Consider the following 13,248-nt stretch of genomic DNA (forward strand, 5'->3'; position numbering starts at 1 on the left):
TCTATCTCAGCCCAGAATCGATGTCCTTTCTTGATAATGTGTCTTTCTGCTACTAACATATTATCCGTTGTCTTTTAACTCAGCGTCGGGTTTTGAAGGGTTGTCATCCGTTGTGATAATTGTACCAGAAGGCAATTGATAACCTGTTAAATTCCCTTGTTTCCACCACCTCCAAGCCGTTCGATAACTTATTCCTGTTTTTTTTGCCTAGTCTGATAGTTTTGTCTGTACATATTACCATGAATGACTATATATGACCATATTTGTATTGAAACTTTACAATACCTTCCGAAGCCATCAAAACTATCCAGGGTGCAGGAGTTGAACCTGCCTAGCACGAATTATGAGTTCGTTGCCTCAACCGCTCGGCCAACCCTGGGTTATACTATTAACTCATTATAGATCGGTAATCACTCTGAACGTGAAAATTCGGACCCACCAAGATGAAAAATTTTTCAATCAGCACCTCCTTGCAGTTAGGACTCCTTTTGATGGTAGCCATGTTAGCCGCCGGCTTCGGTAGCGGTTGGGTAGCCTATCAATTGGGAATCGCCTCCCTGAAGGGAGTCAGTCAACCGGATATCAACCCCGCTAAAAAGTTTACCAACGATCGCACCAGTTATGGTCGCAATCAAACTTTTATCCCCGTGAAAGAAGAAGAAGTAATTAAAAGAGTGAGAGTTTATATGCAACAACAGAAAAACAAACCGCAATCAAAGGACGAAACCAAAGGATAGGCTTTAAAAAAGGCGAATTTTGCCTTTTCGCTATGGATAATCAGGATTTATTGACTCGTTTAATTTTAGTCTTTTTACTAATCGCGCTCAATGCTTTTTTCGTAGCGGCCGAATTTTCGCTTGTGTCTGTCCGTCGTACCCGCGTCAGTCAGCTAGTGGCTGCGGGAGATGTGCCAGCGCAGACGGTCCAATCTCTACAAAGAAGTCTCGATCGCTTACTTTCCACTACCCAATTAGGTATCACCCTTTCTAGTTTAGCTTTAGGTTGGATCGGGGAGAGTACCATGACCGTTTTTGTGAAGAAATTACTAAGTTTTTTACCCTTTTCTTTAAACTGGCAAAATCTGCTCTCCCATGGTTTCTCTCTTTGTCTAGCTTTTTTAATCGTGGCCTATCTCCAGATAGTTTTTGGGGAACTTTATCCCAAATCCCTAGCTTTAATTTATGCCGAACCAATGGCGCGATTATTAGCGGCACCTATTGGCGTTATTTCCCGGATTTTTAAGCCTTTTATCGGTATTATTAACCAATCAACTCGTTTTTTATTGGTTTTAACCCGTATCCCCGAAGTAGATCTACAGCGTTCTAGTCGGGTAACTTCCGAGGAATTACAATTAATTATCAGCATGGAAGGGGAATTAACGGGATTAGAAGCAGCGGAAAGGAAAATTTTAAATAATGTTTTCCAGTTGAGCGAAATCACTGCCGCGGAAATCATGGTTCCCCATAACCGTTTAATAGCTATTTCCTCGACCGCAACTTTTGAGGAATTATTGCTCCAAGTAGTTAACAGTGGCTATTCTTGTTATCCTGTGGAAGGAGATTCCGGTGATGATATCCGTGGTCTGATCGATTTTAAAGATTTAGCTTTACCCCTTGCTCAGGGTCAGTTAAATTTAACAACCCCGATTAAACCTTGGTTAAAACCTGTGCGTTTTTTCCCCGAAACCACTGCTTTAAATGAATTACTGACAGTGATGCGGGAATCATCCTTAAAGATGGTTATCATTGTGGATGAATTTGGCAGAACAGCCGGTTTATTAACCCTAAAAGATTTAATCGGCGAGATTCTGGGAACTTTTTCCCCTAGGGATCAATCAGGAACAGTAAAATATCAACTCCTCGATGAATCGACTTTTCTCGTACAAGCACAAATGAATTTAGAGGACGTGAACAAAGCATTAAATTTAAGTTTACCCTTGGCCGATGAATACCAAACCCTAGCTGGTTTTGTCCTCCATCATTGGCAAAAAATACCGAAGGTGGGAGAACAATTATATTACCAAAATTTAGAATTTACCATCATTTCTAAGGTCGGCCCTCGCTTGGAACAAATTAAGATTTATCGTCAACAACCATCCTAAGTATATAAACAAGAAATAACTTTTCCCATTTATCCTTCTTGATTGTTAACCGAGTCAATAGCTGCCCACTCCTGTCACCATGAAACACCTTTTGACACTCCTCCCCCTCAGCTTGGGATTAATTGCCCTCACCCCCGCAAATTTGCCCCTAGAACGTTTTGAAATCTCAGAATTAGGAACATCTACGGGATACGATGAACGACTGCTAACGGACAAAAAAACCCTACTACAAGCGATCGATCATAGTTTACGTTATCTGAATAGCTCGGCGGCGATCCGCGCCTATCAAAATTATCCTATTCCTGAAATAACTCGTCAGCGAGTGCAGCGTTCCTTAGTCCGTTTTCGTCAATTAGTGCAGAATTCTCCCACTCCCGCAGCTCTACAAAAGGCAGTTAAAAAAGAATTTATTTGGTATCGTTCTTTGGGTAATGATAGCCAGGGAAATGTTAAATTTACTGGTTATTTTGAGCCAATTTATCAAGCAAGTCGCCAAAAAACCGCCGAGTATAAATATCCTCTTTATCGCCGACCTGCTAACTTTTCTCGCTGGTCTAAACCCCATCCAGCTAGGGTAGAATTAGAGGGAAAAGATGGTTTACTGGGGGAAAATAGCCGTCTATCGAGATACGAATTAGTCTGGTTAAAAGATCGCTTAGAAGCTTATTTAGTTCATGTGCAAGGTTCGGCGAAATTACGTTTACCTAATGGTCAAATTATGAGCATTGGTTTTGATGGCAATACCGAGCATCCCTATACCAGTCTGGGAAAAGAAATGATTGCCGATGGTATTTTTCCTGCTGAGGGTTTAACCTTACCAATGGTTTTAGATTTTCTCAGAAATAATCCTGAGCAATTAAAGAATTATATTCCCCGCAATAATCGGTTTATTTTCTTTCGAGAAACCCACGGCGCACCAGCCACTGGTAGTATTGGAGTTCCGGTTTTACCAGAAAGATCGATCGCTACAGATAAAAGTATTTTTCCCCCCGGTGCTTTAGCAGTAATTGAGACAGAAATTCCCCAGGGAAATCTTAATAAAAAATTAGTTAGTCGCTATGTTCTCGATCAAGATACTGGCAGCGCGATTAAAGGTACTGGGAGGGTAGATATTTTTATGGGAACAGGAAAAAATGCGGGTGAGCGAGCCGGTTTAATTAATACTCCTGGTCAATTATATTATTTATTATTGAGGGAATAGGAAACAGTATAGGTAGAATTAAGATACAATTCCCAGAATCGGTTATCGGTTATCATATTTAAGGGAGAATTTTAAAAATAGAATGATGGAAAAAAACACAAATATCGATTGGTCGGATTGTGGTCCAATTACTTTAGTAGTCGTGCAGCCGACTTCTTTTTGTAATCTCAATTGTGATTACTGTTATTTACCCGATCGCCACTTAAAAAATACCTTATCCTTAGATTTAATCGAGCCGATTTTTCAGAGGGTTTTTAGTAGTCGTTTTCTCCAAGATGATTTTACCATTTGCTGGCACGCCGGCGAACCCTTAGCAGTTCCCATCAGTTTTTATGAAAGTGCTTTCGCCAAAATTGCGGAAGTTAGCGAGAAATATAATCAGCAGGGTTACTGTTTTCGTCATTCGGTACAAACTAACGCCACTTATATTAACGATGCTTGGTGTCAATTATTTAAAAAGCATGATGTTTATGTGGGAGTCAGTCTTGATGGACCGGGCTTTATTCACGATATCCACCGGCAAAACCGCAAGGGAACTGGCAGTCATGCTGCTACAATGCGGGGGATTTCTTTCTTGCAAAAACATGAAATTGATGTCAGTATCATCGCTGTTTTAACAGAAGATTCTCTCGACTATCCCGACGAAATTTTTAACTTTTTTTGGGATCATGGCCTTACCGATGTGGCTTTTAATATGGAAGAAACCGAGGGTATTCATTCACAATCTTCCTTGGATAAATTAGGGATTGAACAACGTTATCGCCAGTTTATTGCCAGATTTTGGGAGTTAGTCACGGCCAAACAAGGAGAATTTAAGCTGCGGGAATTTGAATCGATCTGTAGTTTGATTTATGCCGATGAACGCTTAGAAAATACCGATATGAATCGACCTTTTATGATTGTCAATTTTGATAATCAAGGTAATTTTTCCACCTTTGATCCGGAATTACTATCGATTAAAACCCAACCCTACGGTGATTTTATCTTTGGTAATGTTTTGAGCGATTCCCTAGAATCTATCTGTGAAACCGAGAAATTTCAACAAATTTACGCTGATATGCGCGGTGGAGTCGATTTATGTCGGCAAAAATGCGATTATTTTGGGGTTTGTGGGGGTGGTGCCGGTAGTAACAAATATTGGGAAAATGGCACTTTCAACTCCACAGATACTAAAGCCTGTTTATACCGGATTAAGTGTATCACCGATATAGTTCTCGATCGCCTAGAAAATTTATTAGAAGTTTAAAGATTTTTTTAGCTATCAGTAAACAGCTATCAGTTATCAGTTATCAGTTATCAGTTATCAGTTATCAGTTATCAGTTATCAGTTCACTGATTACTGTTTACTAATAACTTATGAAAAAAACCTGATCTAAATACCATTTTTCCAAAGTAACGACAGAGATGGTCATGCCTGCTACGAATAAAGAAAAATGGTATTATTCTTCTTCTAAACTTAATCCTAACGCCTGTAAGCGTTCCGCTAGTCGATCCGCACGTTTCTTTTCTTTATCGGCACGTTTCTTTTCTTGACGCATTTGAGACTCTAACTCAACAGTTGTTAAAAATTTCTCTCCATCAGGACGATACAATTCTAAACTAGATTTATTCCAGATAAAACGCACACCTAAACGGGGACTTATCCAGTCATTGATGGGGATAATTTCTCTTAAAGTTTTTCCCTGTCTTTGCCATCCTTGTAAACGACAGCCCATCGGGTTATATAAATAGTATTCTTCTACACTATATGTGTCATAAAACTCTAATTTTCGACTCATCTCTGCTTTTGTATTCTTCGGTGATAGAATTTCAAAAACCACTTGAGGAGCGATATTTTCTTCCTGCCATTGACGATAGGAACCCCTCCGTCCTTTGGGACGGCCAAAAGCTACCATCACATCAGGAGCAACCGGTGAAACCAAAGTAGAACGCAGAGGATACCAGAGTAAATCTCCGGCAATAAACACCTTAGGGTCATCGGCAAAGATAATCTCTAAATTCTCCTTAATTTTGACAATCCACTCATATTGTTCGGTATTATCTGCCATCGGTTGACCATCGCTATCGGGGAAAAGAAGATCGTCGTCAATATCAAGATAACTAACCATTGTCTTTTAATTTTAATAGATGGTTGTTTTCTGATTATAGCAAGATAATTATGAATTATGAATTATCAATTATCAATTATTAATTATGAATTATGAATTATGAATTGGGGAGATGGGGTAATGGGGGAGTGGGGGAGATGGGGTAATGGGGGAGTGGGGGAGTGGGGAGGAGGGGAGGAGGGAGAAAAAAGCTGATGGCTGACAAAAGGTCTTAGGCGGCGGTTATATCTATTAAAGTCTATATTTATCAAAAAATTAATTGACTAGAATCTATAAAAACGTTAGGATTGATGGTGACAAATAGTTGTTATTGAGAAGGGGATAAGAACTTGATACAGGCAACCCTGCACCAGTTAAGGGTTTTCGAGGCTACCGCTCGACACAGTAGCTTTACCAAGGCGGCCGAGGAGTTATTTATCACTCAACCTACCGTCTCAACCCAAGTCAAACAACTCACAAAAGCCGTGGGTTTACCGCTATTCGAGCAAATCGGCAAACGTTTATTTTTAACCGAAGCGGGTAAGGAATTACTGTTCACCTGTCAAGAGATTTTTAATAAATTGGACAACTTTCAAATGAAAGTGGCCGATCTTAAGGGAACTAGACAGGGAAAGCTGACTTTAGGCGTGATTACTACCGCTAAATACTTTGTACCGCGATTACTGGGGGCATTCTGTCAACAGTATCCCGGTATTGACATCGCCCTGCAAGTGACTAATCATCAGAAACTGCAAGAGCGAATGTTAAACAACGAGGATGACCTCTATATTCTCAGTCAACCACCGGAAGAAGTGGAACTTTGTTCTCAGTCTTTCCTCGAAAATCCCCTAGTGGTGGTGGCGCGACGAGATCATCCATTGGTGGGTAAGAAAAATCTCCCCCTTGAATCCCTCAACCAGCAACCTTTTATTATGCGCGAATCGGGATCTGGAACCCGCCAAGCGGTACAAAAATTATTTAATCTCCACGATATTAAAGTTAAGGTGCGCTTGGAATTAGGCAGTAACGAAGCCATTAAACAGGCTATTTCTGGTGGTTTGGGACTATCGGTACTATCTAAGCATACTCTCATCTCGGAAGGGGAAAACGGAGAATTAGCCATCCTCGACGTGGAACATTTTCCGATTCAGCGCAATTGGTACGTTTGTTACCTGGCCGGAAAACAACTTTCCGTGATTGCCGATGCTTTTTTAAAATACCTGCTGGAAGCTAGTCAAACTATCCCGATTAATGCCTCGTTAAAAAATGGTGACAGCTTATTAGTGAGCCATTAAACCTTAAACTTTAATTCAGGATCATTTTTCTTCTTGAGGTGTTTATATGTTCGAGTCCTTCAGCCAGACTATCTGGTTGGTACCTCTTTACGCCTTTGCGGGCGCACTTCTCGCTCTACCCTGGTCTCCCGGTATTATCCGGCAAACTGGCCCCCGACCGGCCGGTTATCTGAACTTGATCATGACCTGCTGGGCTTTTTTGCATAGCCTTTTTGCTTTGATCGCCGTTTGGGGTCGTCCGCCCCAATCAATAGCATTTAATTGGCTAAATGCCGCAGATTTAAGCATATCTTTAGATGTGCAGATTTCGGCCGTTAATATCGGGGCTTTACTGCTAATTACCGGCTTAAACCTCGCCGCCCAGGTATATGCGATCGCCTATCTAGAAATGGATTGGGGTTGGGCAAGGTTTTATTCTCTCGTCGCCCTCTTTGAAGGGGGTATGTGCGCCCTAGTTATCTGTAATTCGCTATTTTTCAGCTATTGTGTGCTAGAAGTTCTCACCCTCGGCACTTATCTGCTGATTGGTTTCTGGTTCAATCAATCTCTGGTAGTGACAGGGGCGCGGGACGCTTTTCTGACTAAACGGATTGGCGATTTAATCCTGTTGATGGGAGTGGTGGCCCTTTTACCCCTTGCGGGAACCTGGAACTTTGACCAATTAGCACAATGGGCGGCTACAGCCAATTTAAACCCCAATGTGGCTAATTTACTCTGTTTGGCATTGATTGCCGGTCCGATGGGCAAATGCGCTCAATTTCCCCTGCATTTATGGCTAGATGAGGCGATGGAAGGACCGATGCCAGCGACAATTCTGCGGAATACGGTCGTCGTTTCCACCGGCGCTTGGTTATTGGTCAAATTAGAGCCGGTGCTGCAATTATCGCCCTTAACCTTGCAAGTAATGATCATTGTTGGCTCTGTTACTGCCATCGGTGCGGGTTTAATTGCGATCGCACAGATCGATGTCAAGCGCTCCCTCTCCTATTCCGTCAGCGCCTACATGGGGCTGATTTTTATCGCTGTTGCCACCGGACAAACGGAAACCGCTTTAGTGTTACTCTTTACATACGCGATCGCTATGTCCCTGTTAGTCATGGTGGTGGGTAACATCATTTGGAATAATATCAGCCAAGATTTAAGCCAATACGGCGGTTTATGGTCCCGTCGTCCCGTTTCTGGTATTTGTTATCTCGTCGGTGCCGCTAGTTTGGTCGCACTGCCTCCCTTTGGTGGTTTTTGGGCATTAGCGCGCATGGGCGATCGCCTCGCAGAAATCAGTGGTTTACTGTTATTAGTGCTATTGTTGGTCAATGCCTTAACTGCTTTTAGTGTCACTAGAGAATTTTGCGTTTTCTTTGGCGGTAAAATCAAACCGATGACCCTGCGCTCTCCGGAAGCTCTTTGGCCCTTAGTTATCCCCATGACTGTGACCATGGGTTTCGCCCTTCATCTGCCGATTTTATTGGCGCAATGGCATTTATTACCAAGTAACTTAAATCTGGGAGTGGCTTTTCTCTTGGTACTTTCCAGTGCTGCTGGCGTAATTCCGGCAGCCTATATTTACCTGAATGAAAATATCTCCAAACCGATCGTTTTTCAACCGAAAGCCCTTCAAGATTTCTTTGCCAACGACCTTTATACAGCCCAATTGTATAAAGTCACCATCGTTTTTGTCGTCGGATTAATCTCGCAAATTATTAACTGGATCGATACCTTTCTGGTGGATGGCATCGTTAACCTGGTGGGATTAGCCACGGTTTTTGGTGGTCAGAGTTTGAAATATAACGTCTCGGGCCAAACCCAATTTTACTTTCTGTCGATTATTTTGGGGGTCGCTTTGATCGGTATTATCATCTGTTGGCCGTTGTTATCACAAATTTCTCTAGTTTTCAGTTAAAGATTTGATAACTTAGGCTTTTCTTTAGCATCCCTTGCCCTGACAATAGGACTTGTCCTAATTATATGGAAACAATTACCTATGTTCAATACCTCTCGTCGCCAATTAATCCGTTATGGTGGTGGTTTTTTGGGAACCGGTCTGGCCGCCACTGTTTTGGGTTCTCAGTTGTCCCAAACTAACGCCCAAACTGCTGTTAATTCTGAGCCATGGCTGACCGCTCAAAATAAAGGATTGAACCCAGACCAGGCCTTAACTATGCTCATGGAAGGCAATCAACGTTTCTGGGAACGAAGAAAAAAAAGTCCTAACCGCGATCAAGCTCGGCTCACAGAAGTGGCCGAAAGTCAAGCCCCTTTTGCGGCAATTTTGGGCTGTGCCGATTCTCGCGTGCCGGCAGAAATTGTTTTTGATCAAGGATTAGGAGATCTATTTGTTTGTCGGGTAGCGGGAAATTTAGCCACTTCCGAAGAAATTGGTAGCCTCGAATTCGGCACGTTGGTGTTAGGAGCTAAGGTAATTGTTGTCCTTGGTCATTCTCGTTGTGGAGCGGTAAAAGCCACCATTGAAGGTGGTCGTTTTCCCGGACAAATCGGTCGTTTAATCGATGGCCTACAGGTGGGAGTTGATCGGTCTGAAAAACAACCCGGTTCCAACAAACTTGAGCGAGCCATTAAATCCAATGTTGTCTATCAAGTAGAGAAATTAGGCAAGTCCCCGGTCATGGGTGATTTAGTAGATAAAAAACAATTAAAAATTGTTGGAGCCTACTACGATCTCGATACCGGCAAAGTGAGTTTAATTTAGTCAATTCTAGATTAGTCATCGTGTCGGTTGGCTAATCCTTTTCTCATCCCAGTCATTATAAATTCGATCGATACCAATATGCTCAGTACCCTGCTTTGGTTGCCAATAATTGGAGCAATTATCGTCGGTCTTTTCCCCGATAAATTTGCGCCAGCAAAATTACGTCAAATTACCCTCTTTTTTGTTGCCGCCGTCTTCTTGTGGTCTTTATATCTGCTGACCCAATATAACTTAACCAGTAATGGCTTTCAATTTTCTGAATACCGCGAATGGGCAAAACCAATCGGTTTAAGTTATAACCTCGGAGTCGATGGTTTGTCCTTACCGTTAATTATTTTAAACTGTTTCTTGACAGGAATAGCTATCTATAGTAGCGAAGAAAAAATAGAGCGTCCCCGACTTTATTACATCCTAATCCTCCTGATTAACGCCGGGGTTTCTGGGGCATTAATGGCCAAAAACCTGCTGCTGTTCATCGTTTTCTATGAACTAGAATTAATCCCCTTTTATCTGATGATTGCTATCTGGGGAGGCGAAAAACGTGGCTATGCTTCGATTAAATTCCTTCTCTACACTGCTGTCTCCGGGTTATTAGTCCTAGCGGCATTTTTAGGCATAGGTTTCCTCAATGGTGGCACTTTTGACTATTCCTCCCTCTCGACCGCCGATTTCTCCCAAAAAACCCAATTACTGCTCTTAACTCTGCTGTTAGTGGGATTTGGCATCAAAATTCCCCTCGTACCTCTCCATACTTGGCTACCGGATGCCTATACGGAAGCTTCCCCCGCTACAGCAATTTTATTAGGTGGTATCCTCGCTAAACTCGGTACTTATGGCTTAGTTCGCTTTGGTCTGCAATTATTCCCCGAAACTTGGTCTTTAATCGCCCCCGGACTGGCAATTGTCGGCGTTATTAGCGTTATTTACGGTGCTTTGAGCGCTATTGCCCAAAAAGACATTAAACGCATGGTGGCCTACAGTTCGATCGGTCACATGGGCTATATACTGGTAGCAGCCGCCGCCGGCACGGGTTTAAGCGTCCTTGGTGCCGTCGCGCAAATGATTAGCCACGGTCTCATTCTCGCCCTCTTATTCTATCTGGTGGGCATTGTCGAACGCAAAGCCGGAACTAGAGATTTAGACGTTTTAAACGGTTTAATGAACCCAATTCGCGGTTTACCCCTGGTTAGTGCCCTATTAATTCTCGCCGGTATGGCCAGTGCTGGTATCCCCGGATTAGTGGGATTTGTGGCGGAATTTATCGTTTTTCAGGGTAGTTTCTCCCGTTTTCCCGTGCAGACGGTTCTCTGTATCATCGCTTCCGGTTTAACGGCGGTTTACTTTGTTATCCTGCTTAATCGCACCTGTTTTGGTAAATTGGATAATAAACTTGCCTACTATCCCAAAGTCCTGAAATCGGAAACTATCCCCGCTTTTGTCCTAATGGTATTAATCGTCTTTTTAGGTATTCAACCCAATTATTTAGTCCGTTGGATTGAACCCACCACTAACTCGATGGTTGCCAGCTTATCGGGGGAAGCAAAACCTAGTTTTGTCTTCAAAAAATCTCCGCAAAAGTCCTCAAAAACCAACTGGTTGAATCGGGGTAAATTTTTGAGTAATAGTTAGTTATCCCTTGCTGTTTCCGAATTATTGTAACCGCTGCTAATTACTTTACCTAAAACTATGACTGGGACATTAATCAAAGCCAAAATTCCCCCTTCTACTCACGAATTCGCCGACATTATCCATCGTTTAGAAGCGGGTGGATCCATGTTGCCGGATACTCCCGAAAACCTGATGCAAATTATCGGCATTTATAAAGCTTATGCCGTACCGATGGATTTTTATTGGCGAGATCTGCTCTATATTGCCGAACGAGTTTTCCTCGATCCTTTGCCCTTCTTTAAATATTTTCTGCCCCAAGAATACCTAGACCTAGAAAATCATTACGCTGGCGATAATGCCGATTTACGCATCTGGCGCGGTACGGGTTCCGCTCACCCTGAATTATTAGAATTCATGGATAAAGGTAAAACCAGAAAAATGCCCAGATTAATCCATCATCTTTGGCATGATCGCGTTAATATGGAATTTGCCGAAGCCTGTATGCAAGCCATGTTATGGCATGGCCGCGATATGGGTTGGGGTTTATTTGATGCCTATCTTGATTCAGAAGAATATCGCCAAAATGCCGACCGCGCTATTAAGGCCTATTTCAAGAAAAACCCCGTGATGATGAAACTTTATGACCTGTTCCCCGATATGTTTTTGGAACAGGTGCGGATGATGTCCTACTACTCTAATTTAGGACTATTCTGGGAAGTGATGGCCCCGGTGTTTTTCGAGATGTCTGATATCTACGATGAAGGGTGGTTTAAAGGTGTTCCCGATGCCATGAATTTCCTCGTTAACGGCATTTTTGCCATCGCTGGCCGGCCAATTTATCATCACGTTTATATTGATGGTCAATGCTACGAAATTATCCCCAAATCAAAGGCTTTTACTTGGCTTTATGAAGCGGCTTTACCCTATGTGGAAGCGGTCTTTTATCGTACTGCTCCCTTCCGGGGTACAAAGTCCTATAATGCCCAAGCAAAACAGGTTCCCTACCAACAAAAAGACTTTCACTATGGCATTCTTTATGCGGATGTTTTCCCCGTGGGTACTGCGGGAATTCCTCCCACGTTGTTAATGGATGATATGTATCATTTTTTACCCCAATATCTGATCGATTACTATCAGCAACACTGCCGGGGGGAAGACGATATTTTGATTCAATTGGGTATTAGTTTCCAGCGATCGATGTATAATGTTACTTCGGCAGTTATTCAAGCTCTACGCACGGCTTTACTCTATCCCCTCGACGATCCTAATCCCAAACATTTACTTAAAAATCGTCAATTCTTTGAGGCACAAATGGACAGATTTAAACGCCCCGAAGCGCGTCTTAGAGATATCCAAAGTCCTAATTATCGTTGAGATTTTTGGGTTATTTTTCTGGTGGGTTTATCGCCCACCTTTTTTGATTATGAGATAACCGACCGCCAATGTCATACTAATACTAAATCCGTTGAGTAACGCACAGAAAACGGGTTTTTCCGAGAAACCCGTTTTCTAATCGAGGGAATAAATAATCAGTATTTAATAGCCAGATTTAGTATTAGTGACCAATTGTTGATTTTTTACCGATTGAATTTCCAGCCAAATTGTCTTAAATTTAATAAGTACCTAAGCAAAATTAATTACACATTTCGATAAAGCTTTTGCCTCTTGCCTTCGTTAAAACCACCCACTTAATATCAATGGGGGAGCATCTCACTTATGCAATGAGTATTAATGCTTATAGCGGTCAAAAACTAGAAAATCTTCAACTTGATCACAAAGAGAAATGAGATTATAATAGTTATAGCTTACAATTCAGAATATGGCTCGATGGGAGGAATAATTCAATGTGATCAGAAAATGAAAAAAGAATTAAAGAGTTATGTCAAGAGTTAGGGCAATGTCTCTATGAGCAATCCCAAATTAAGAAATTTAATAACTTGGGAGAGATAGAGGAGACAGTCAGAGATTTAATGATTCATTATGTCAACCCAGAAATCGGTATTTTTTTGTCAAAACAAGCACAGGAGAAACAGCCGGTCGGACAAGAAAAGTCAAAAGTATTTTGGGCGAATTACCAATTACAGAAAAACAAGCGAAGAAGTTAGAAGTAAAGCCTCGGACTCAGATGAGTCCAATGTTAGAGAAGAACTGTTTGCTATTAAGTGGCGATGAATCCTATGAGAAATCGGCGCAGAAAATCAAATCATTGACAGGAATTGCTGTTTCTCACAGTACCCAACAACGCCTCG

General features: G+C 42.0%; 10 protein-coding genes, 1 tRNA gene and 1 pseudogene. 10 read left to right on the forward strand and 2 right to left on the reverse strand.

The features are described 5' to 3' along the window. Positions 1–306: 306 nt before the first annotated feature. Positions 307–379 (reverse strand) — tRNA-Ile (locus tag O9300_RS08560). Between the two features lie 64 nt (positions 380–443). Here O9300_RS08560 and O9300_RS08565 point away from each other — a divergent pair. The 4 genes from O9300_RS08565 (at position 444) to grrM (ending at position 4,548) form a co-directional block, all read left to right on the forward strand. Beyond that, complete coding sequence (locus O9300_RS08565; protein WP_158200309.1) at positions 444–737, forward strand: hypothetical protein; 294 nt, start codon at positions 444–446, stop codon at positions 735–737. A gap of 32 nt (positions 738–769) precedes the next feature. After that, complete coding sequence (locus O9300_RS08570) at positions 770–2,101, forward strand: hemolysin family protein (protein ID WP_287971255.1); 1,332 nt, start codon at positions 770–772, stop codon at positions 2,099–2,101. A gap of 79 nt (positions 2,102–2,180) precedes the next feature. After that, complete coding sequence (gene mltA, locus O9300_RS08575) at positions 2,181–3,302, forward strand: murein transglycosylase A (protein ID WP_287971256.1); 1,122 nt, start codon at positions 2,181–2,183, stop codon at positions 3,300–3,302. Positions 3,303–3,387: 85 nt separating this feature from the next. Further along, a complete protein-coding gene (grrM, locus tag O9300_RS08580) occupies positions 3,388–4,548 on the forward strand; it encodes a cyclophane-forming radical SAM/SPASM peptide maturase GrrM/OscB (protein WP_287971257.1) in 1,161 nt (386 codons plus the stop codon). Positions 4,549–4,741: 193 nt separating this feature from the next. Here the strand turns inward: grrM and O9300_RS08585 are convergent, their stop codons facing one another. Continuing rightward, on the reverse strand, positions 4,742–5,410 hold the full coding sequence (locus O9300_RS08585; protein WP_287971258.1) for a Uma2 family endonuclease: 669 nt from the start codon (positions 5,408–5,410) through the stop codon (positions 4,742–4,744). Between the two features lie 329 nt (positions 5,411–5,739). Here O9300_RS08585 and O9300_RS08590 point away from each other — a divergent pair, with 329 nt between their 5' ends. From O9300_RS08590 to O9300_RS08615, 6 genes and pseudogenes are all read left to right on the forward strand, one after another. Further along, positions 5,740–6,684: a LysR family transcriptional regulator gene (locus tag O9300_RS08590; protein ID WP_147070385.1), complete on the forward strand. Its 945-nt coding sequence runs from the start codon at positions 5,740–5,742 to the stop codon at positions 6,682–6,684. A gap of 46 nt (positions 6,685–6,730) precedes the next feature. Beyond that, a complete protein-coding gene (locus tag O9300_RS08595) occupies positions 6,731–8,584 on the forward strand; it encodes an NAD(P)H-quinone oxidoreductase subunit F (protein WP_287971259.1) in 1,854 nt (617 codons plus the stop codon). Between the two features lie 81 nt (positions 8,585–8,665). After that, positions 8,666–9,391 carry a carbonic anhydrase gene (locus tag O9300_RS08600; RefSeq protein ID WP_287971260.1) on the forward strand — a complete coding sequence of 242 codons (726 nt, stop codon included), beginning with the start codon at positions 8,666–8,668 and terminating at the stop codon, positions 9,389–9,391. Between the two features lie 78 nt (positions 9,392–9,469). Beyond that, positions 9,470–11,020 carry an NADH-quinone oxidoreductase subunit M gene (locus tag O9300_RS08605; RefSeq protein ID WP_287731087.1) on the forward strand — a complete coding sequence of 517 codons (1,551 nt, stop codon included), beginning with the start codon at positions 9,470–9,472 and terminating at the stop codon, positions 11,018–11,020. Positions 11,021–11,077: 57 nt separating this feature from the next. Beyond that, positions 11,078–12,373, forward strand: a complete 1,296-nt coding sequence (locus O9300_RS08610; protein WP_287971261.1) for a CO2 hydration protein — start codon at positions 11,078–11,080, stop codon at positions 12,371–12,373. 494 nt (positions 12,374–12,867) lie between these two features. Further along, positions 12,868–13,248: pseudogene (locus O9300_RS08615) on the forward strand (ISKra4 family transposase); the annotation flags it as partial.

Origin of the sequence: Microcystis sp. LE19-195.1E (assembly GCF_027532095.1) — a bacterium.
In the GTDB taxonomy this organism is placed as follows: domain Bacteria; phylum Cyanobacteriota; class Cyanobacteriia; order Cyanobacteriales; family Microcystaceae; genus Microcystis; species Microcystis aeruginosa.